The organism is Streptosporangium sp. 'caverna' (genome assembly GCF_003203775.1).
In the GTDB taxonomy this organism is placed as follows: domain Bacteria; phylum Actinomycetota; class Actinomycetes; order Streptosporangiales; family Streptosporangiaceae; genus Streptosporangium; species Streptosporangium subroseum.
In genome coordinates, this window is record NZ_CP029711.1 from 5,853,011 (window position 1) to 5,877,577 (window position 24,567).

2 protein-coding genes (1 of these 2 running past the window's edge) are annotated in these 24,567 nt (G+C 69.1%); both read right to left on the reverse strand.

What is annotated here, in order from left to right; genetic code table 11:
• A complete protein-coding gene (locus DKM19_RS52785; RefSeq protein ID WP_110698991.1) occupies window positions 1–15,309 on the reverse strand; it encodes a type I polyketide synthase in 15,309 nt (5,102 codons plus the stop codon).
• Window positions 15,306–24,567 carry the 3' portion of a type I polyketide synthase gene (locus DKM19_RS52790; RefSeq protein WP_162641758.1) on the reverse strand. Its footprint extends 3,359 nt past the window's final position, so 9,262 of the gene's 12,621 nt are visible here — the last part of the coding sequence; the start codon falls outside the window, past its right edge — the gene reads right to left on this strand; its stop codon occupies window positions 15,306–15,308. The genes DKM19_RS52785 and DKM19_RS52790 overlap by 4 nt, the downstream gene beginning before the upstream one ends.

The following is a 24,567-nucleotide window of genomic DNA, read 5'->3' on the forward strand; positions in this document are numbered from 1 at the left end:
TCAGGAATCGGTATCGCCGAGCGCCCTGTTCACCAGTTCGTCGATGTCCATGTCATCGAGGAAGTCCGACTCCCCGGCCATGCCGGGGGAAGCGTCCTCGTCGGGTGCAAGGCGCGTCATGGGAGTTATGTCGATGCCGATGCGCGCGGCAATCTGCTCGGTAAGCAGCTCCACGCTCGGGTAGTCGAACATGAGGGTGACCAGAAGCCGCAGGCCCGACGCCTTTTCGATCCTGTTCCGCAGATCCACGGCCATGAGCGAGTCGAACCCCAGCTCCTGGAAGCTGACCCGGAGCCCGATTTCCGTTCCGTCCGAGTGGCCCAGCACGATAGCGACCTCCGTGCGCACGAGATCTGCCAGGATTCGCCCACGATCTGCGTGTGGCGTCGTGTCGAGCAGTGTGCTCCAGGTCCTGGGCGTGCTGAGCCGGCGTGGCGACTGCTGGGATGTCGGGGAAGCGGCCAGTGAGGCCAGCAGCGCGGGAACAGGTTCCTCGCGGTCGATGAGGCGGGAACGATCGATCTTCATCGCGACCACGACAGGGGGAACGCCGCCCGCCGTTGTGAGGTCGAACAGCTCGAGGCCCTCGCGTCCGCTCACGGCGATGATTCCATCGCGGCTTGCCCTCTTCCGATGCGCGGCTCCGAGCCCGTCAGCCATCGATGCTTCCAGGTCCCATGGACCCCAGGCCAGCGAGACGGCGGGCAGACCACGGGTGCGGCGGTAGTGAGCCAGCATGTCTAGATAGCGGTTGGCCGCCGAGTAGGCCGCCTGGCCTGCCGAACCGATGGTTCCGGCGAATGAGGAGAAGAGGATGAACGCCTGCAGGTCCATATCGGCCGTAAGCTCGTGCAGGTGCCACGCCGCTTCTGCTTTGGGGCCGAGCACCGCGCTCAGCCGATCCGCTGTCAGGCCATCCACCAGGCCGTCATCGAGAACCCCGGCAGTGTGGATGACCGCTGACAGACTGCGCCCGGTCAGTAGCTCAGCCAGTGCCCCGCGATCCGACACATCGCAGGCGACGATTTCCGCCCGCGCCCCCAGCTCCGCCAGCTCCGCCTTGAGCTCGTCGGCGTAGAGAGCCTCCGGGCCCCGCCGGGATACCAACAGTAGTTCCTTGACGCCATGCGCCTGTGCTAAGTGACGAGCCAGCAGGCGGCCGATCGCGCCAGTCGCGCCGGTTATCAGCACCGTTCCGCCTACCCAACCCGGCGTCCGGCGGGCTGGCGTCGCTCGGGCCAGCCTCGGCACGAGCAGCCGGTCGCCGCGCCGCGCGAGCTGGGGCTCCCCCTCCGGCAGGCGGGCAGGAACATCGCCGTCGACAAGCGTGAACCTGCCAGGGTGCTCCGACTGAGCCGAAGCCACCAGGCCCCATACCGCACCCATCGCCGGATCAATCGCCCCTTCGACCGCCACGGCGCCGCGGGTCGCCACTACCAGCGTTCCCGCGCTCGGATCGGCGAGGTGATCCTGGACGACGCGCAGTGCCCAGCAAGCCGCCTGCAGAACGTCAAGATCCGGCGGACACTTCACCAGCGTTGCAGAGGCCGACTCGGTGGCGCCCTTCGGCTCAGCGGCGACCCATTCCACGGTGAAGAGCGAGTCGGAGGATGCCGGGTCGACCTCGTCCGGCCAGCTGGGAAGCGGGCCGAAGGCGAGTGAGTTGACCCAGATGACCGGGGTACCGTCGTCAGCCACCGCCAGCAGCGAATAGGTACCGTCCTGTGCAGGGGAGATCTTCACCCGGAGGTGGTCGGTTCCAGCGGCCCGCAGCGACACCCCCGACCAGGAGACCGGGATGCCGGCTTCTGTCTCGTCCTCGGTGGCGCTCTTCAGGGCAATGGCGTGGAGCGCGGCGTCCAGCAGGGCTGGATGCAAGCCGAACTGGGAGGCCTCCTTGGCCTGGTCTTCATCGAGGTCCACCTCGGTGAAGAGATCCTCGCCATTCCGCCATACGGCACGTACCCCGGTGAAAGACGCGCCGTGCCACAGTCCAGCCCGGCGCAGCTGCGTGTAAAGCTCCTCGGGTAAGATCTCCCGCTCTGCCCCTGGGGGCGGCCATGCCCCCGGAGGTTCCGTCACGCACGGGCCGTCTTCGGACAGGACACCCGCGGCATGCCTTACCCATTCGTGCGCTGACCCGTTGGCCGGCCTCGCATGGATTTCCACGGCGTACCGCCCGCCCTCGCCGTCGGCGGTGACCCACACCTGCAAGTCCACTCCGGTGCCTACGCGCAGCGGAGAGTCGATCGTCAGCCAGTCGATCGCCGCGCACCCGACCAGATTGCCCGCCTGGACAGCCAGCTCGACGAAGACCGAGCCCGGGAGCACGATCGTGTCGCCTATTCGGTGATCGGCCAGCCACGGATGGGTCGCCGGCGAGATGCGGCCGGTCAGCACGTGGCCCTCGGCTCTGGGGAGATTCAATGCCGCCCCGAGCAGGGGGTGCTCCGCACGGTCCAGCCCTGCCGTCGTGACATCAGCCTGTCCGCCGGCACCGTCTACCCAGTAGCGCTGATGTTGGAAGGGGTAGGTGGGGAGGTCGGGTGCGGGGCGGGCGTTCCAGAAGGCGAACAAGGCAGCCCAATCGACGGGGGTGCCGTGCGTCCACAAAGCGGCCAACGCGGTGAGCAAGGTGACGGGCTCCGAACGCCGCGCACGCATCGCCGGCACGAACACCTGACCCTCGGGATCAACGCTCCGCTGAACCAGCGCGCTCAACACCCCATCCGGCCCCAGCTCCAACCATCGGCCCACCCCCCTGGAATGCAAATCCACAACCGTGTCAGCGAACCGCACCGGCTCCCGCACATGCGCCACCCAGAACCCCGCCGACGCCACCTCGGCAGGCAACCCACCCAGCACCGGCGGACGAAACTCCAGACCCGCGATCGCGGCCGCGAACTCCGCCAACATCGGCTCCATCAACGGCGAGTGAAACGCATGACTCACCGCCAGCCGCTTGACCCGCACCCCCTCGGCCCGCCAGCCCTCCACCAGCTCATCCACCGCCCCGGCCGCACCGGAAACCACCACCGACGACGGACCATTGACCGCCGCCACCGCCACACCCTCCGGCAACCGCCCGATGACCCGGTCCTCAGGCAACTCCACCGCGGCCATCGCCCCACCCGCCGGCAACCCCTGCATCAACCGCGCCCGAGCGGTGATCAACACACACGCATCCGCCAGCGACAACACCCCCGCCGCATACGCCGCCGCCACCAACCCCACCGAATGACCACTCACCAACGCCGGCCGCACCCCCAGCCACCCCACCAACCGCCACAACGCCACCTCAACCGCGAAGATCGCCACCTGCGCGACCCCGGTCTGATCCAGCGCACCACCCGGCTCCTCGGTGAACACCACCTCGCGCAGCGGCAGGCCCGTCAGTCGCTCGACCTCGTCGAACGCCTCCGCGAACACCGGGAACCCCGCATACAGCTCCCGGCCCATCCCCGCCCACTGACTGCCCTGACCGGTGAACAACACCGCCAGCTCTCCAGCCGAGGCCGTCCCCTCGACAACCGCCCCATCCACCAGCACCGCCCGATGCGCGAAAACCGCCCGCGAGGCAAGCGAAGCCCCCACATCCGCAGACGACACACCACCGGAGGAAGACAGCAAGGACCGCACCCGCGCCACCATCTCCGCCACCGCGCCCGGCGTCTTACCCGACACCACCAACGGCACCACAGACGGACCGACAGACACCGGCCCACCCACACCCACGGCCACCGCCCCCGGAGACATCCCTTGCGGGGCCGTCTCGTGCGGGGTCGTCTCGTGCGGGGCCGCCTGCTCGATGATCACGTGCGCGTTCGTCCCACTGATCCCAAACGACGACACCCCCGCCCGCCGCACCCGACCCACCTCCGGCCACGGCCGCGCCTCGGTCACCAACTCAACAGAGCCCGCCGACCAATCCACATGCGGCGACGGCTCATCCACATGCAACGACGCCGGCACCACCCCACGCGCCATCGCCTCCACCATCTTGATCACACCCGCCACACCCGACGCCGCCTGCGTATGACCGATATTCGACTTCACCGACCCCAGCAACACCGGACACCCCGGATCACGCCCCTGCCCATACGTCGCCAGCAACGCCTGCGCCTCAATCGGATCCCCCAACTGAGTGCCCGTCCCATGCGCCTCCACCACATCGACATCACGCTCAGCCAACCCCGCCTGCGCCAACGCCGCCCGAATCACCCGCTGCTGCGACGGCCCATTCGGCGCCGTCAACCCATTCGAGGCCCCGTCCTGATTCACCGCCGAACCCCGCACCACCGCCAACACCCGATGCCCCAACCGCCGCGCATCACTCAACCGCTCCACCAAGACAAGACCCACCCCCTCACCCCACCCCGTCCCATCAGCCGCCGCCGCGAACGCCTTACACCGGCCATCAGGAGACAACCCACGCTGACGACTGAACTCCACGAACATCCCCGGCGTCGCCATCACCGTGACCCCACCCGCCAGAGCGAGATCGCACTCACCCGACCGCAGCGACTGCACCGCCAGGTGCAACGCCACCAGTGACGACGAACACGCGGTGTCCACCGTCACCGCCGGACCCTCCAACCCCAGCGAATACGCCACCCGCCCCGAGACGATGCTGCCGCCACTGGTAGCGGCGGGCGCCGCGCCCAGCGCATAGTCGTGGTACATGACCCCGGCGAACACGCCGGTGCGTGACCCGCTCAGCGAGGTCGGATCGATGCCCGCCCGCTCGATGGCCTCCCAGGAGGTCTCCAGCAACAGCCGCTGCTGCGGATCCATCGCCAACGCCTCACGCGGCGAAATGTTGAAAAACGCGGGATCGAATTCGGCGGCGTCATAAAGGAACGCGCCGTTCAGTGTGTAAGTTTTGCCGGCAACGCCCATCTCGGGGTCGAAGATGCGGTCGATATCCCAGCTCCGGTCAGCCGGAAACTCAGCCACCGTGTCGGTTTCGTCCATGACGAGTTGCCATAGATCTTGCGGTGATGTCACATCACCGGGATACCGACACGCCATCCCGACGATCGCGATCGGATCATCGGCCACCACCCGAGCTACCGCGGTAGGCCGCGCCACCCGAACCCGCCCGGCCAGCTGCCCCAGAACATACTCAGCGACCGCCTGCGCCGTGGGGTAATCAAAAACCAGCGTCGCCGGCAACCGCAACCCGCTCACCTCGGCCAAGCTGTTGCGCAACTCGACCGCCATCAACGAATCGAACCCCAACTCCTGAAAAGGCCGCTGCGCCGGCACCAACACCGCCGACGAATGCCCCAACACCGCCGCGACCCGCTCCTGAACAACGGCAAGCACCAACGCCTGCTGCCCCGCCGCGTCACGACCCGCCAACCGGCCCGCCAACCCCGAACCCACCACCCGAGCCACCCGGCCACCCGCCCGACCAGCCAACCCACGCAACAACGCCGGCAACTCCCCCTCCCAACGCCGCAACACCGCACCATCCACCCGCAACGGCACCACCACCGCCCGGCCCCCACCCACCCCGGCATCGAACAACGCCAGCGCCTGCCGCTCCGCCAACGGCGGCAACCCCTGACGACGCATCCGCCCGCGATCGACCTCGCTCAACCCCCGCGCCATCCCGGTGTCGATATCCCACAGCCCAAACGCCAGCGACACCGCCGGCAAACCCCGCGAACGGCGATACTCCGCCAGCCCATCCAAGAAAACATTCGCCGCCGCATAACTGCCCTGACCCGCCGCCAGCACCAACCCCCCCGCCGACGACACCATCACAAACGCCGCCAACTCCATCCCGGCCGTCAGCTCATGCAAATGCCACGCCGCGTCCGCCTTCGGACCCAACACCTCCGCCAGCTGCCCAACCGTCAGCGCCTCGACCAGCCCAGGACCACCAACCCCGGCCGCATGCACCACCCCCGACAACGACACACCCGACAGCACCGCCGCCAGCGCGTCCCGATCAGCCACGTCACACGCGGCCACCACCGCCTCCGCGCCCAGGCCCGCCAGCTCCGCCACCAGCTCCGACGCACCAGCAACATCCAGCCCCCGCCGGCTCACCAGCAACAACGACCGCACCCCATGCACCACCACCAGATGCCGCGCCAGCACCGCCCCGATCCCCCCGGTGCCCCCCGTCACCAGCACCGTCCCCGAACCGAACACCCCACCCACCGACGCCCCACCCGCGGCCTCCACCCGCGCCAGCCGCGGCACCCACACCTCCCCGCCACGCACCGCCGCCTCCGACTCGGCCACCCGCGCCACCAGCCGCCACGACTCCACCGCATCATCCACATCCACCAGCACGATCCGCCCTGGATGCTCCGCCTGCGCCGCCCGCACCAACCCCCACACCGGCCCGACCCCCGGAACCACACCGGCCCCGCCAGCCGACACCGCACCCCGCGTCACCACCACCAACCGCGACCCCGCGAACCGCTCATCGGCCAGCCACCCCTGCACCGCACCCAGCACCGCGGCCGACTCCGCCCGCAAACCCCCCAGCACATCCCCGGCCTCACCCCACCCAGCACCCACCACCACACACCCACCAGCACCCGCGACCACCCCCGCCGCGTCCGCTATCGCCTCAACCAACACACCACCCACCACACCCGCCAAACCCTCACACCCACCCCCCACCACAACCACCGAACCATCCGGCTCCCCCAACCCAGCCACACCCGACACCCACTCCACCCCGAACAAACCACCACCGGCACCACCACCCAACTGCTCAACCGACACCGGACGCCCGGTCAGCGATTCGACCCAGGCGACCGGGGCGCCCGTGGAGTCCGCGATCTGCAGGGACACGGAGTTGTTGGCGGAATGGGTGATCCTCACGCGAAGTGAGGTCGCTCCCGAGGCAGTGAGAGAGACACCTGCCCATGAGAAGGGAAGGACGGTCTGGTCGCGTTGCTGCTCGCTCTCCTGACCGTCGAGCATGGTCGCGTGCAGGGCGGCGTCGAGGAGCGCGGGGTGGATGCCGAACCCCCCGGCATCCGACCAGGCCGACTCCGGCAGCGCGACCTCGGCGAACACCTCACCGTCTCGCTCCCACACCCCCCGCAACCCACGGAACACCGGCCCGTAGGCATAGCCCCGGTCATAGAGCCTGGCATACGCGTCGCCGGTCTCCAGGGGGATCGCGCCGGTGGGCGGCCAGACACTCAGATCCACAGCCGTCACCGCGGCCGTCGCATCCGTCAGCGACCCCTCCGCATGCAACACCCACGCCCCAGGCCCCTCATCACCCTCAGCACAGGAAAACACCCGCACCGGCCGTCGATCCCCCGTATCCCCACCCACCACCACCTGCACCACACGCGCACCCGACTCCGGCAACACCAACGGAGCCCGCAACAACAACTCCTCCACCACCGAACAACCGACCTCCACCCCCGCCCGCAACACCAGCTCCACCAACCCCGCCCCCGGAAACAGCACCGTCCCCAAAACAGCGTGATCCGCCAACCACGGCTGCGCGGCCAACGACAACCGCCCCGTCATCACCCGCTCCCCCGAACTGGCCAGCGTCACCACCGCACCCAGCAACGGATGACCCACAGCCCCCAACCCCGCCGACGCCACATCCACCGCCCCGGCACCGGCCTCCAACCAAAACCGCTCCCCCGCAAACGCATACGTCGGCACATCCACCGACCCACCGGAACCCAGCAACGGCCGCCAATCCACCACCACCCCCGCCACATGCAACCGCGCCAAACCCTCCACCAACCCACGCACCCCGTCCCTGCCCCGCCGCATCACCGGGATAGCCGTGAGCTCCTCCGACAACGTCTCCACCAGCGCGCTCAGCACCCCATCCGGTCCCAGCTCCAGCCACCGGCTCACCCCCCGCTCCCGCAGACCCACGACCAGGTCCGCGAACCGGACCGGCTCCCGCACATGCGCCACCCAGAACTCCGCCGACGCCACCTCGGCAGGCAGACCACCCAGCACCGGCGGACGAAACTCCAGACCCGCGATCGCGGCCGCGAACTCCTCCAACATCGGCTCCATCAACGGCGAGTGAAACGCATGACTCACCTTCAGCCGCTTGACCCGTACACCTTCCCGCTGCCACCGCTCCGCCAGACCGGCTACGCCGTCCGCCTCGCCGGAGATGACCACCGACGACGGACCGTTGACCGCCGCCACCACCACCCCGCCGGGCAGCTCCCCAATCACCCGGTCCTCGGGCAGCTCCACCGCGGCCATCGCCCCGCCCGCCGGCAACCCCTGCATCAACCGCGCCCGAGCAGTGATCAACACACACGCATCCGCCAGCGACAACACCCCCGCCGCATACGCCGCCGCCACCAAGCCCAAGGAATGGCCGGTCACCGCGTCCGGCCGCACCCCCAGCCACCGCACCAGCCGCCACAACGCCACCTCGACGGCGAAGATCGCCACCTGCGCGACCCCGGTCTGATCCAGCGCACCACCCGGCTCCTCGGCGGTGAACACCACCTCGCGCAGCGGCAGGCCCGTCAGCTGTTCGACCTCGTCGAACGCCTCCGCGAACACCGGGAACCCCGCATACAGCTCCCGGCCCATCCCCGCCCACTGACTGCCCTGACCGGTGAACAACACCGCCATGACCGGATCGACCCCCGACCCCATCACCACCGACGGAGCCGCCTCCCCCGCGGCCACCGCCTGCAACCCCGCACGAATCGTCTCCACCTCAGCGCCCACCACCACCGCACGGTGCTCCAGCACCGCCCGGCCCGTCGCCAGCACCGCCGCCACCTCCCGCACATCAACCCCCGGATCAGCCGCCAGCCAACCCGCCAGCCGCCCGGCCTGCGCCCGCAACGAGTTCTCATCTCGGCCCGAGACAACCCACGGCCACACCGAAAGCGAACAACCCACCTCAGCCGGCCCAGCCGCATCCGCGGTCACCGCATCCGGGGTCGTCTCTTGCGGGGCCGCCTGCTCGATGATCACGTGCGCGTTCGTCCCACTGATCCCAAACGATGACACCCCCGCCCGCCGCACCCGACCCACCTCCGGCCACGGCCGCGCCTCGGTCACCAACTCCACAGAGCCCGCCGACCAATCCACATGCGGCGACGGCTCATCCACATGCAACGACGCCGGCACCACCCCACGCGCCATCGCCTCCACCATCTTGATCACACCCGCCACACCCGACGCCGCCTGCGTATGACCGATATTCGACTTCACCGACCCCAGCAACACCGGACACCCCGGATCACGCCCCTGCCCATACGTCGCCAGCAACGCCTGCGCCTCAATCGGATCCCCCAACTGAGTGCCCGTCCCATGCGCCTCCACCACATCGACATCACGCTCAGCCAACCCCGCCTGCGCCAACGCCGCCCGAATCACCCGCTGCTGCGACGGCCCATTCGGCGCCGTCAACCCATTCGAGGCCCCGTCCTGATTCACCGCCGAACCCCGCACCACCGCCAACACCCGATGCCCCAACCGCCGCGCATCACTGAGCCGCTCCACCAGCAGCATCCCCACACCCTCAGACCAGCCGGTCCCATCAGCCGCCGCCGCGAACGCCTTACACCGGCCATCAGGAGACAACCCACGCTGACGACTGAACTCCACGAAGGTGCCCGGGGTCGCCATCACCGTGACCCCACCCGCCAGAGCGAGATCGCACTCACCACTGCGCAGCGACTGCACCGCCAGGTGCAATGCCACCAGCGAGGACGAACACGCGGTGTCCATCGTCACCGCCGGACCCTCCAACCCCAGCGAATACGCCACCCGCCCCGACGCCACACTCCCCGCGGTTCCGGTTCCGATATAGCCTTCGAGTCCGTCCGGAATTCCGTGAAGGCCCGAGGCATAGTCGTGGTACATCAACCCGGTGAACACGCCGGTGCGTGACCCGCGAATCGAGGTCGGATCGATGCCCGCCCGCTCGATGGCCTCCCAGGAGGTCTCCAGCAACAGCCGCTGCTGAGGATCCATCGCCAACGCCTCACGCGGCGAAATACCGAAGAACGCGGGATCGAAGAGGTCCGCGTCGTGCAGGAAACCACCCTCACGCGTATAGGAAGTACCTGAATGATCGGGGTCCGGGTCATAGAGCGCATCGACGTCCCAGCCGCGATTCACCGGGAATTCCCCGATCGCGTCCTTCCCGTCGGCGACAAGCCGCCACAGGTCTTCCGGTGATTTCACCCCGCCGGGGTAGCGGCAGGCCATCCCGACGATCACGATCGGATCTCCGGTGCTGATGGCGGCGGCTTGTGTCGCCTGGCGGGAACGGGCCCGCGGCACCAATTCCTCTTCCAGGAACCGCACCAGGTCCGCGGGCGTCGGGTAATCGAAGACAAGGGTGGCGGGCAACCGCACACCGGTCACCGAGCTGAGACGATTCCGCAATTCGACGGCGGTCAGCGAGTCGAAACCCTGGTCACGGAATGCCTGGTCCGCCGGGATCGAATCCGGCTGAGGATTATCCAGCACCGCGGCGACTTCCTGGCGAACCAGGCGCAGAAGCGCGATAGCCCGCTCGTGATCCGGAAGGTCCGCGATCGGGGTGCGCGTGATGCCGCTGGTGATCGCTGACAGCGTGCCACGGCGGGGGCGGTGTACCAGGTCCCGCATTATCGGGGGAATGTTCTGGGCATTGCGCAGGGCGACCGAATCCAGGTGCGCCGGGACGAGCAGCGCCGTGTCCTGCGCCGTTGCAATGTCGAACAGGGCGAGTCCCTCGTCCACGCTGAGTGGCAGCATTCCGGACCGGGCCATTCGGGTCTTGTCGATTCCGGCCAGCTTGCCGGCCATGGCGCCGTCGCCATCCCATACGCCCCAGGCGAGCGATATCCCCGCGAGCCCCTGAGCTCGCCGGTATTCGGCCAGCGCGTCCAGGAACCGATTCGCGGCCGCGTACGCCCCCTGGCCCGGCGCGCCTACGATGCCCGCGGCGGAGGAAAACATGATGAAGGCCGACAGGTCCATGCCGATGGTCAGCTCGTGCAGGTGCCAGGCCGCCTCGGCCTTGGCGGCAAGCACGCCGGCGATCCGCTCCGGGGTGAGCGCGGTGACCACGCCGTCATCGAGTACGCCGCTGGCGTGGATGACCGCTGACAGATGCCGTCCGGCCAGGATCGCGGCTACCTCGTCCCGGTCAGACAGGTCGCATGCCTCGAAGCACACACTGGCCCCAAGCGCAGTCAGATCGGCTCCGAGCTGCGCGGCGCCAGGCGCGTCGGCGCCGCGGCGGGACACCAGGAGAAGGTCGCGAACTCCCCGCTGGGTGACGAGGTGGCGGCACAACCGTGCCCCGAGAGCACCGGTCGCCCCCGTCACCATGACCGTCCCCGAGCCAAGGTCACCAGGAGTGCCATCCGTCACTCCGCGGAACCGGGTGAGCCGCGGCACGAAGGTCCGGCCATCGCGCAAGGCCAGTTGCGGTTCACCAGCCCGCAGTCCCGTCGACGCGGCCTGCGCGGCGGCCGTGTCCGGATCGGCGTCCACCAGCACGAAGGACCCTGGGTTCTCCGTTTGAGCGGAGGCGGCAAGCCCCCAAACAGCGGACATCGCCGCGTCCACGACGTCTCCGGCGCGGAACGCACCGCGCGTCACGATGACCAGCGTGCCCTCTGAGTCCTTCAGGTGGCGTTGTATCTCGGCCAGCGCCCAGGTGGTGGCGTCGCGGACGCCGAGACCCGTGGGGCATTCGGCCACTGCCGGCTCGGAACCTGCGGCGGGCAAGGCCTCGGTGCCCTCCCATTCGACCCATTCGACGCCGTACAGCATGGTCGCGCTCGTGGTCCTGGCCTGCGTTCCCAGTTCCTCCCACGGGACCGGAAGCAAGACCAGCGACCGTACGGTGATGACCGGCTCGCCGCTGTCATCTACCGCGGCCAAACCAAATTTTCCCTGGCCGGCTGGCGTTAGGCGCACTCGCAGACTTGGGGTTGCCGACGCGGCCAATTCGACTCCGGACCAGGAAAAGGGCAACAGGTCCGCACTATCCGCCCCGGCGGCGCTGGTCAGCCCGATCGCGTGCAGCGCGGCGTCAAGCAGGGCCGGATGCAGCCCGAACCGCGCGTGTTCGTCGCTTGCCTCGTCCGGGAGCCTTACCTCGGCGAAGATCTCATCGCCGCGTCGCCATGCTCTGCGCAGGCCCCGAAACACCGGGCCATACTGGAATCCACGTGCCGCCAGGTCTCCGTAGTGGTCGTCCATGGGCACTTCGGTCGCGTCCGGCGGCGGCCAGGTACCGAGGTCGAAGGGCTCAGCCGTGGTCGCCTTTCCCAGCACGCCCGTGGCGTGGCGGATCCAGTCCGGCTCAGTACCGGTGACCGCCGGATCCATGATCCTTGAATAGATCCGCAGGTTTCGCCTGCCGCTGTCATCGGGAGCCGTCAGGCGGACCTGGAGCTGCACGTCTCCCTCCTCGGGAAACACGCACGGCCGCTCGATCGTCAGCTCCTCGACGCGCCTGCAGTCAGCAAGATCGCCGATCTGGATGGCCAATTCGACGAATGCCGTGCCAGGCAGCAGGACGCGATCGGCTACCACGTGATCGGCGACCCACGGCTGCGCGCGAGTGGACATGAGCCCGGTCACGACGAGCTCGCCGGCCTCGGCGAGCACGATAAGCGCGCTCAGGAGGGGGTGGTCGACGGAGGTGAGCCCGGCCTGCGCGATGTCGGTCGCGCCGGTATCCGCGCCGTCCAGCCAGAACCGCTGGCGCTTGAACCGGTACGTGGGGATGTCATCGGCCAGCCGACCGCCCCACGCGACCAGCAGCGCAGTCCAGTCGACCGTCACCCCGCTGACCCAAAGCTCCGCCATCGCCGCGAGCAGCGTGTCCACCTCGCGGCGTCGTGAGCGCATCGCAGCAGTGAACAGCTGTCCTTCCGGCTCAACCGCCTGCTGCGCGAGCGCCGTCAAGGTGCCTTCCGGCCCCAGTTCCAGCCACTGGCGCACTCCCCTGGAGTGCAAATCCACGACCGTGTCGGCGAACCGGACCGGCTCACGCACATGCGCCACCCAGAACTCCGGCTCGTTGACCCGCGGCGGAAGGCCTGCGATGTCCGGATCATGAAACGACAGCCCCTCCAGTGCCGCTGCGAACTCTTCGAGCATCGGCTCCATCAACGGCGAGTGAAACGCATGACTCACCTTCAGCCGCTTGACGCGTACACCTTCCCGCTGCCACCGCTCCGCCAGACCGGCTACGCCGTCCGCCTCGCCGGAGATGACCACCGACGACGGACCGTTGACCGCCGCCACCACCACCCCGCCGGGCAGCTCCCCAATCACCTGGTCCTCGGGCAGCTCCACCGCGGCCATCGCCCCGCCCGCCGGCAACCCCTGCATCAACCGCGCCCGAGCAGTGATCAGCACACACGCATCCGCCAGCGACAACACCCCCGCCGCATACGCCGCCGCCACCAAGCCCAAGGAATGGCCGGTCACCGCGTCCGGCCGCACCCCCAGCCACCGCACCAGCCGCCACAACGCCACCTCGACGGCGAAGATCGCCACCTGCGCGACCCCGGTCTGGTCCAGGGCACCGCCCGGCTCCTTGGCGGTGAACACCACCTCGCGCAGCGGCAGGCCCGTCAGCTGTTCGACCTCGTCGAACGCCTCCGCGAACACCGGGAACGCCGCATACAGCTCCCGGCCCATCCCCGCCCGCTGGCTGCCCTGGCCGGTGAACAGGATCCCCAGCCGCCCTGGAAGAGTGGTCCCGCGGACCACATCGTCCCCCAAGACCACCGCACGTTGGTCCAAGGTCGCCCGCGCCGCCAGGGACGCTCCGACATCGGCCGCAGAAGCACCACTGAACTCCCGCAACGTGCCGATCAGCGCGTCCACCGCGTCCACCGACTTGCCGGACACGACCCAGGGCACGAACGGTTGGTCACCGGCGGCACCGGTCTCATCCTCGAGCGCGGCCTCTTCCAAAATAACGTGCGCGTTGGTCCCGCTGAACCCGAACGAGGACACCGCGGCTCGCCGTGGCCGGTCCACCTGGGGCCACGGCCGCGTCTTGGTCACCAGCTCAATCGCGCCGGACGACCAGTCCACATGTGGCGACGGCTCGTTGATGTGCAAGCTCGCGGGCACGATGCCGCGCCGCAGCGCCTCCACCATCTTGATTACACCTGCCAGGCCGGCCGCCGCCTGAGTGTGACCGATGTTCGACTTCACCGACCCCAGGAGCGCCGGCTCAGTTCCCTCGTGGTCCTGACCGTAGGTGGCGATCAAGGCCTGGGCCTCGATCGGGTCACCCAGCCGAGTGCCTGTCCCATGCGCCTCGATCACGTCGATATCGCGCCCGGTCAGCCCCGCGGAAGCCAGCGCATGCCGGATCACCCGCTGCTGTGCGGGACCGTTCGGTGCCGTCAGCCCGCTACTCGCACCATCCTGGTTGACGGCGCAGCCCCGCACGACGGCAAGGACACGATGGCCGAGCCGCTGTGCCTCCGAAAGCCGCTCCACCAGGAGCACCCCGGCGCCCTCGGACCAGTTCGTACCGTCCGCGGCAGCCGCGAACGCCTTGCACCGCCCGTCCGCCGCCAGTCCTCGCTGCCGGCTGAAATCGACGAAAGCCCGTGGCGTGCCCATCACCGTGACACCGCCGACTAGCGCCATCTCGCACTCACGGTCGCGCAGGGCCTGGGACGCGAGATGCAGCGCCACCAGCGACGACGAGCAGGCCGTGTCCACCGTCACCGAAGGGCCCTCGAACCCGTAGACGTATGACAGCCGCCCGGACAGTACGCTGCCCGCTCTGCCGGTACCGGAATATCCCGCCGTACGCCGCTCGGCACGGTGGATCAGCTCGCCGTAATCCTGACCGTTGGTCCCCATGAAGACACCGATCTGGTGACCTCTCAGGGCGGTCGGTGATACTCCCGCGTGCTCGAACGCCTCCCACGCCGTTTCCAGCAGCAGCCGTTGCTGCGGGTCCATGGCGAGTGCCTCGCGCCGGGAGATGCCAAAGAAATCCGGATCGAAATCAGCGACATCATCGATGAAACCGCCGACGGTCACATCCGAGGAACCAAGGCTTCCTGGATCGTCGAAGAGCCTACGGAGATCCCACCCCCGGTCGGCGGGGAATGCCGTGATGGCGTCCTTGCCCTCGGCGACCAGTCGCCACAAGTCGCCACCAGACCTGACACCACCGGGGAACCTGCAGCTCATACCGATGATGGCGATGGGCTCGCTGGATGACGCGGACAACTCGGCGACTCGCCGACGGAGCCGCTGGATTTCCTTGAGCGAGTCCCGCAGCGCACCGACGACCTGCTCTCCGGCTTTCCCGGTCACCTCGTCCGTTGTCATCGAGCAAGTCCTTCCGTGTTGCGCGCCAGTTTCAGCAAGCCCTGGAGGTCTAGAGCATCGATCTCGTCGTCGCTGGCAGCCGGAACGCTGACCTCCGCAACCGACTGGACGAGGTCATCTGCGTGGCTCTCGCGGCCATCGCCCGCGAGACGGTGGGAAACGAAATCGGCCAGGGCCGCCGGTGTCGGGTAGTCAAACAGCACGGTGGTCGGTAATCGGAGGCCGGTGAGGACGATGAGCCGGTTCCGCAGGTTCACTGCCGCCAGCGAATCGAATCCGAGCTCAAGGAATCCCCGGTCGATCACGATGCGATCGGCGGCTGCGTGGCCGAGAATGGCCGCCGCTTCCGTCCGCACGGTCTGCAGCACCAGCTCAAGCTGTTCTGGATCACCAGCCAGCTCCGCGAACTTCGACGCCAGCGACCATTCGCCCGTGGGGCGCGCTCCGGCCCTATTTTCCGCCTCGGCGGTGAGCCCGGTCAGCAGCGGACTCGAACGGATCGCCGTGAAGTGCCGCCCGAACACGGCCCAGTCCACGTCGGCTACCGCTACCACGCCGCGACGGCCGCTGCCCAGCAGCCGGCTCAGCATGGCGATAGCGTTGTCTGGAGTCAGCTCGGCAAGGCCATCGGTTGAACGGTGTCCGACCTCGGCGGATGCCAGGCCGGGTCCGGCCCAGGGCCCCCATGCGACCGACAGCCCGGGGAGCCCGTCGGCACGCCGGCACTCGGCGAGCGCGTCGAGGTAAGCGTTGGCCGCGGCATAGTTAGCCTGTCCGGCGTTGCCGAGGAAGCCGGCCAGAGAAGAGAACAGCACGAAGTCCGCGAGCTCACCGCAGCGCTCCCTGGTCAGCTCGTCAAGATGGCGAGCTCCTTCCGCCTTGGCGGCGAGCACTCGTTCGAATCTGGATGCACTCATCCTGTCCAGCACCCCATCGTCGGCGAGGCCCGCAAGGTGGACCACGGTGCGAAGCGGGCGGTCAGCGGGAACCGCGTCAATGACGCGTGCCAGGGCTTCCCGGTCGGCGATGTCGCACGCGACCACGCTGACCTCAGCGCCCAGCCGACGTACCTCCTCAGCGAGCTCGGCCGATCCCGGAGCGTCCGGGCCAGTTCGCGAGACCAGCAGCAGGTGGTCCGCGCCCTTGGCGGCGAGGACACGTGCGAGCTGTGCGCCGAGCGCGCCCGTCCCCCCCGTGATCAGGACCGTCCCAGGCGCCGGACGCCAGGTTCCCGCGGAGGGCTCGGCCATCCGGTCCATCCGCCTGACGAACAATCCTGAGGCCCGCACCGCGATCTGATCTTCGTGGCCCGGACCGGCGGGAAGCCCCGACAGCGCCATGCACAGGCGGGACAGGATCCGGCTAGCCGGTCGCGCCGGGAGGTCTACCAGGCCGCCCCATCGACTGCCCAGCTCCAATGCGGCGACCCGGCCAAGCCCCCAGGTTTGGGCCGCGAGCGGCGAGAGGATCCGGTCGGTCACCGTGACGGCGACCGCCTCTGAGGTCACACACCACAGCGGCGTATCGATGTCCTTCAGCGCCTGGATGAGAAGAAGGTTGATGGCGAGCCCCAGAGGGAGTCCGCCGCCAGATGGCCTCTCCTGATCTTGCAGCGCTGCGAGGGATACCACGCCCGCCAGCCGGCCGGAATCCGGGACGAGGCGCAGCTTGCTGACCAGCCAGCTGGGGTCTTCCATGTCCGCGCGGGCAGGAACCTCGAGCGTGTGGACGGTCGCTCCGCTCTTGGCCAGCATCCGGGTGATCTGGGCCGCCCACTCCGGCTCGTTGCTGTGGCTCACTTCCGGGACCACCACCAGCCAGGCGCCGGACAGCACAGGGGTGGCGCTATCGGCGACGTTTCGCCAGGTCGCCGCGTAGCATCCGGAACGCGCGGCGGGCTCGCTCCAGTCGCCCTGAGCTGCCCTCATCTCCGGCTTGGCGTCCACCTCCAGCCCGGCATCGGTGGCCGTCGGCCAGAACCGTTCGTGTTGGAAGGGGTAGGTGGGGAGGTCGGGTGCGGGGCGGGCGTTCCAGAAGGCGAACAAGGCAGCCCAATCAACGGGGGTGCCGTGCGTCCACAAAGCGGCCAACGCGGTGAGCAAAGTGACGGACTCCGAACGCCGCGCGCGCATCGCCGGCACGAACACCTGACCCTCGGGATCAACGCTCCGCTGAACCAGCGCGCTCAACACCCCATCCGGCCCCAACTCCAACCACCGGCCCACCCCCCTGGAATGCAAATCCATGACCGTGTCGGCGAACCGCACCGGCTCCCGCACATGGGCCACCCAGAACTCCGGCTCGTTGACCCGCGGCGGAAGGCCTGCGATGTCCGGATCATGAAACGACAGCCCCTCCAGTACCGCTGCGAACTCCTCGAGCATCGGCTCCATCAACGGCGAGTGAAACGCATGACTCACCGCCAGCCGCTTGACCCGCACCCCCTCGGCCCGCCAGCCCTCCACCAGCTCATCCACCGCCCCGGCCACACCGGAGATGACCACCGACGACGGACCGTTGACCGCCGCCACCGCCACACCCTCCGGCAACCGCCCGATGACCTGATCCTCGGGCAGCTCCACCGCGGCCATCGCCCCGCCCGCCGGTAACCCCTGCATCAACCGCGCCCGAGCAGTGATCAACACACACGCATCCGCCAGCGACAACACCCCCGCCGCATACGCCGCCGCCACCAACCCCACCGAATGACCACTCACCGCGTCCGGCCGCACCCCCAACCACCCCACCAACCGCCACAACGCCACCTCAACCGCGAAGATCGCCACCTGCGCGACCCCGGTCTGGTCCAGCGCACCGCCCGGCTCCTCGTCGGTGAACACCACCTCGCGCAGCGGCAGGCCCGTCAGCTGTTCGACCTCGTCGAACGCCTCCGCGAACACCGGGAACCCCGCATACAGCTCCCGGCCCATCCCCGCCCACTGACTGCCCTGGCCGGTGAACAACACCGCCAGCTCTCCAGCCGAGGCCGTCCCCTCGACAACCGCCCCATCCACCAGCACCGCCCGATGCTCAAACACCGCCCGCGCCGCCAACCCCGCCCCCGCATCCGCCACCGCGGCCAACCCCGCACCCGCGGTGAACGCACGCACCCGCGCCGCCATCTCCGCCACCGCGCCCGGCGTCTTACCCGACACCACCAACGGCACCACAGACGGACCGACAGACACCGGCCCACCCACACCCACGGCCACCGCCCCCGGAGACATCCCTTCCGGGGCCCTCCCTTGCGGGGCCGTCTCTTGCGGGGTCGTCTCGTGCGGGGCCGTCTCGTGCGGGGTCGTCTCGTGCGGGGTCGTCTCTTGCGGGGTCGTCTCTTGCGGGGTCGTCTCTTGCGGGGTCGTCTCTTGCGGGGCCGCCTGCTCGATGATCACGTGCGCGTTCGTCCCACTGATCCCGAACGATGACACCCCCGCCCGCCGCACCCGACCCACCTCCGGCCACGGCCGCGCCTCGGTCACCAACTCCACAGAGCCCGCCGACCAATCCACATGCGGCGACGGCTCATCCACATGCAACGACGCCGGCACCACCCCACGCGCCATCGCCTCCACCATCTTGATCACACCCGCCACACCCGACGCCGCCTGCGTATGACCGATATTCGACTTCACCGACCCCAGCAACACCGGACACCCCGGATCACGCCCCTGCCCATACGTCGCCAGCAACGCCTGCGCCTCAATCGGATCCCCCAACTGAGTGCCCGTCCCATGCGCCTCCACCACATCGACATCACGCTCAGCCAACCCCGCCTGCGCCAACGCCGCCCGAATCACCCGCTGCTGCGACGGCCCATTCGGCGCCGTCAACCCATTCGAGGCCCCGTCCTGATTCACCGCCGAACCCCGCACCACCGCCAACACCCGATGCCCCAACCGCCGCGCATCACTCAACCGCTCCACCAAAACAAGACCCACCCCCTCACCCCACCCCGTCCCATCAGCCGCCGCCGCGAACGCCTTACACCGACCATCAGGAGACAACCCACGCTGACGACTGAACTCCACGAACATCCCCGGCGTCGCCATCACCGTGACCCCACCCGCCAGAGCGAGATCACACTCACCCGACCGCAGCGACTGCACCGCCAGATGCAACGCCACCAGTGATGACGAACATGCGGTGTCCACCGTCACCGCCGGACCCTCCAACCCCAGCGAATACGCCACCCGCCCCGACGCCACACTCCCCGCGGTACCGACCAGCCTGTAGCCCTCTGACTCGGCTGACCCGCGAAGCAGGTCGTTATAGTCGTGACTGATCAATCCGGTGAACACGCCGGTGCGTGACCCGCCCAGCGAGGTCGGATCGATGCCCGCCCGCTCGATGGCCTCCCAGGAGGTCTCCAGCAACAGCCGCTGCTGAGGATCCATCGCCAACGCCTCACGCGGCGAAACACCGAAGAACTCCGCGTCGAACTCGGCGGCGTCGTAAAGGAACGCGCCCTCGCGGACGTAACTGCGGCCGTATCGGTCGGGATCCGGGTCGTAGAGATCGTCGAGGTCCCAGTTCCGGTCTGACGGCAGTCCGGCGACAGCGTCGCCACCATCGGCGATCAGTCGCCATAGCTCTCCTGGCGAACGCACTCCTCCCGGGTAGCGGCAGGCCATCCCTACGATCACGATCGCATCGCTGTCGGAAGCCACCGGCGCCTGTGCAGGCGGTGCAACGGGGGCGGACACCACCTGAGGCATGTCATCGGCGGCTTCCGACAGCAATTCCCGCAGACGGGGGGCAAGGCCTGCGGGAGTCGGGTAGTCGAACACCAGGGTTGCGGGCAGCCGCAGGCCGGTCGCGGCGGCGAGAGCGTTGCGAAGGTCGATCGCCGTCAGCGAGTCGAACCCCAGCTCCTTGAACGTGTTGCTCAGCAGGCGGGCGGAGTCGAGTTCCGCGTATCCGAGGACTTCGGCGATCCGCTGGCGTATCAGTTCCAGTAGCAGATCGTCGCGTTCCCGGACCGCGAGGCCTGTGAGCCTGCGCGCCAGGCGCCGACCCTCACTCTGGGCGGAACCGGAACCATCGGCCGCACCCTGCCGGACGGCGGGCTTGCGATACAGCCCGGCCAGCAGCGGCGACCGCGAGGCGGCGTCGCCGGCGAGCATCGCCCTGTCAAAACGGGTGGCGACGAGGGCTGGGTGCGTCGGGTCGGCGACGGCACCGTCCAGCAGCGTCAGCGCGGCCTCGGGGGACAGCGCGACCATGGCATCTCGCCTGGTCCGGTGCGCGGAGGCGGCGTCCAGTTCCCTCGTCATGGCGCTGTCGGCGGCCCACAGACCCCATGCGATCGCGGTCGCCGGAAGGCCCGCCGAGCGGCGGAGACGGGCCAGCGCGTCGAGGAATGTGTTGGCGGCGGCGTAATTGCCTTGCCCTGGATTGCCGAAAACTCCCGCGGCGGAGGAGAACAGCACGAACGCCGACAGGTCCATGCCGGAGGTGAGCTCGTGAAGATACCAGGCCGCGTCCACCTTCGGCCGCGCCACGGTGTCGAATCGGTCCGGCGTCAGCGAGGTGATCACACCGTCGTCCACAATGCCCGCGATATGGACCACGGCCGACAAGGAACGCCCAGCCAGCAGCCGCTCGAGAGCGGAGCGGTCCGCGGTGTCGCATGCCGCGAACTCGACGCGTGCTCCTCCCCCCGTGAGCTCCGCCGCGATGTCAGCCGCACCCGGCGCCTTGGACCCGCGCCGGGACGCCAGCAGGAAATCCCGGACGCCGTGGGTGACTGCCAGATGACGCGTGACCAGCTTGCCCAGGGCACCGGTCGCTCCCGTGACCAGCACGGTGCCGGTTCCGAACATCAGATCGCCGGGAATGGTGAGCACCACTTTTCCGACATGCCGGCCCGCGGACACGAATCGGAACGCCTCGACGGCGCTCCGCACATCCCAGGCGCGCACCGGCGGCGGCTCCAGGGCGCCTTCGCGGAACAGTCGGAGAAGTTCGCCAAGCATGGCGCGGATCCGTTCGGGTCCCGCCTCGGAGACATCAAATGCCTGGTAGCTCACACCGGGGTACGATGCTGCGATCACGCCGGGATCACGTATGTCGATCTTCCCCAGTTCCAGGAAGCGTCCCCCGCGCGGAAGCAGCCGGAGGGTGGCGTCGGTGTACTCGTGCACCAGCGAGTTGAGAACCACGTCAACGCCCTGGCCGGCTGTCTCGCTGAGGAACCGGTCTGCGAACTCGATCGTGCGCGAGCTGGCGATGTGCCCCAGGCTCACGCCGAGGTCCGCGACCTTGCCCCATTTGCCGGTCGATGCCGTCGCGTACACGTCCGCGCCGAAATGGCGGGCGAGCTGAACGGCGGCCATCCCCACCCCACCAGCGGCCGCGTGGACGAGCAGGCGCTCGCCTTCCCGCAGGTCGGCCAAGTCGGTGAGGGCGTAGTACGCGGTGAGGAATGCGACCGGGACGGAAGCGCCCTGAGCGAATGTCCAGCCGTCGGGCAGGTGCGTGATCAGGCGGGCGTCGGCGACCGCCACCGGGCCGAATCCACCTTCGACGATGCCCATGACGCGGTCGCCAGGGGCGAACTCGGTGACGTCCGGACCGGTTTCGATGACGATGCCGGCCCCTTCACCACCCATCGTGATCTCGCCGGGGTACAGGCCAAGGGCATAAAGGGCATCGCGGAAATTCACTCCCGCGGCCCGCAGTGACACTCTGACTTGACCGGGCTCCAGGTCGCGGCCGGCTTCCGGCGCGGGGACAAGCCCGAGCCGGCTCTCCAGCGCCCCGGTGCCCACGACATCCAGCCGCCACCGTCCGCTGCCGGCGGGCGGGACGAGTTCAGGACCGCCACCGGCGGCTACCCCGGACAACCGCAGGACGAGCGCCTGGCCGGCGCGGATCGCCAGTTGCGGCTCGCCCGCGCGCAGCGCCGCCGCCACCGCGCCGGGGACCGCACGATCGGAGGCCGCGTCGCCGTCCACGTCGACCAGCATGTACCGCCCGGGATTCTCCGATTGCGCCGAGCGCACCAGGCCCACGACGGCGGCCATGGCCAGATCGATGTCGTCACCGGGGATGGCGGCCACGGCCTTGCGCGTGACGATCACGAACGGGCGGCCGGCGCGGTCGGCGTCATCGGCGAGATCCCGCTGGATCTCACCGAGCGCCCACGTGATGGCGGCACGAGCGGCGACGGTCGGGTCCGTCCCGGTGGCGGCTGGACAGCGGGCAACCTCGGCCTCGACTTCGATGGCGTCGAAGGGCAGCGGTTCCCACGTGACGTCGAACAACCCGCCGTCATCGGCTTGCCCGGTCCAGCCTGGCTGCAGCGTCCGGAGGGTGAGCGCGGCGATGGTCGCGACCGGCTGGCCGTCCTCGTCCGCCATCGACACACGGACCGGTCCGTGGCCATCGCCGACCAGCTTCACCCTGAGCGTGCGGGCGCCCGAAGCCAGGAGGCGGACTCCGGTCCAGGCATAGGGCAGCGCGAGATCGTCGCCGTTGCGGCGCATGTACTCCAGCGAGTGCAGGGCACTGTCCAGCAGTGCCGGATGGAGACCGAAGAGCCGCGCCTCGGCGTCGTTGCCGGGGAAAGCGACTTCGGCGTAGACGTCGTCACCCGACCGCCAGGCCGCTCGCAGTCCCCGGAACAGCGGACCGTAGGCGATTCCCGCCGCGGCCCGCCGTTCGATGAACCCCTCGATGTCGATGGGCACGGCCGAAGCCGGCGGCCACTCGGTCAGCGGTTCGGCGTCGGGGCCTCCGACGTTGCCGACCGTGCCGGTGGCATGACGCAGCCATGGCATCGTTTCACCGACATCGGCCGGCCGGGAATGGATGGTCACCGGCCGGCGGCCTGTCTCGTCCGCGGCCCCGACAGCGAGCTGGATGTACACCGCGCCAAGCCGCGGGATCACCAGCGGCGTGTGCAGTGTCAGCTCCTCGACGAAGGAGCAGCCAACGGCGTCGGATGCCCGGATGGCCAGTTCCACGAAGGCGGTGCCGGGGAACAGAATGTGTCCCTCGACTACATGATCGGCCAGCCACGGATGGGACTCCAACGACAGCCGGCCGGTCAGTAGATGACCGCCGGAAGCGGCTAGTTCCGTCGTCGCTCCCAGCAGCGGATGGTCGGCGGCCGTCAGGCCCGCCGCCGCGGCGTCCGGCTTTCCGCCCGCCGCCAGCCAGAACCGCTGGTGCCGGAAAGGGTAGGTCGGAATGCTGGTGAGGTGGCGGCCGCCCCATGCACCGAGCAAGGTGGGCCAGTTCACGTGCGTTCCCGCGGTCCACAGCGTGGAAAGTGCGGTCAGCAGTGTCTCCACCTCGGAGCGTCCTGACCGCATCGCCGCGGCGAAAGCGTGGCCGTCCGCATCGACGATCCGCTGGGCCAGCGCGGTAAGCACGCCGTCAGGGCCGAGTTCCAGCCATCGAGTCACCCCGCGAGAGCCGAGCTCCTGGACCATGTCGGCGAACCGCACCGGCTCGCGCACGTGCGCCACCCAATAGGCCGGATCGGCGGCCTCCGCCGGCAGCCCGGCAATGACCGGATCGCGGAAGGACAGGCCCGCCACTACCTGGCCGAACTCCTGGAGCATCGGTTCCATCAAGGGCGAATGGAATGCGTGACTCACCGCGAGGCGCTTGACCCGTACTCCCGCCGCGCGCCACCGGTCCGCCAGCGCGGTAACGGCGCCCTCTGGTCCCGAGATCACGACATCAGCGGGGCCGTTTACCGCGGCTATCGTCACCCCGTCGGGCAACGCGTCAGCCACCTCCTCCTCCGGAAGCTCGACCGCCGCCATTCCCCCGCCGCCCGGCAACGCCTGCATCAGCCGGGCCCGTGCCGTCACCAGCGCACACGCGTCCGGCAAGGAGAGCACTCCCGCCGCGTGCGCCGCTGCGATCTGCCCGACCGAATGTCCGTTGACGAAGGTGGCCCGCAGGCCCAGCCACTGCGTCAGGCGGAACAGCGCCACCTCCACGGCGAAGATCGCAACCTGCGCGATCCCCGTCTGGTCGAGCGGGCCGTCCGCGTGATCAGCGAAGACCATCTCCTGCAGCGGCAGGCCGGTCAGCCGCTCAACCTCGTCGAAGGCCTCGGCGAAGATCGGGAATGCCGTGTACAGTTCCCGGCCCATGCCGGGTCTCTGGCTTCCCTGACCGGTGAAGAGGATGGCCAGGTCGCCTGGCTCAGCCGTTCCTCTGACGAGCAGTTCCCCAAGCAGAACCGCCCGATGCCCGAACACCGCCCGTGAGGCCAGTGACATCCCGACGTCCGCACTC

Excerpts from the sequence above, each read along its gene's own strand:
- DKM19_RS52785 (WP_110698991.1), bottom strand. The coding sequence starts at position 15,309 with ATGACAACGGACGAGGTGACCGGGAAAGCCGGAGAGCAGGTCGTCGGT.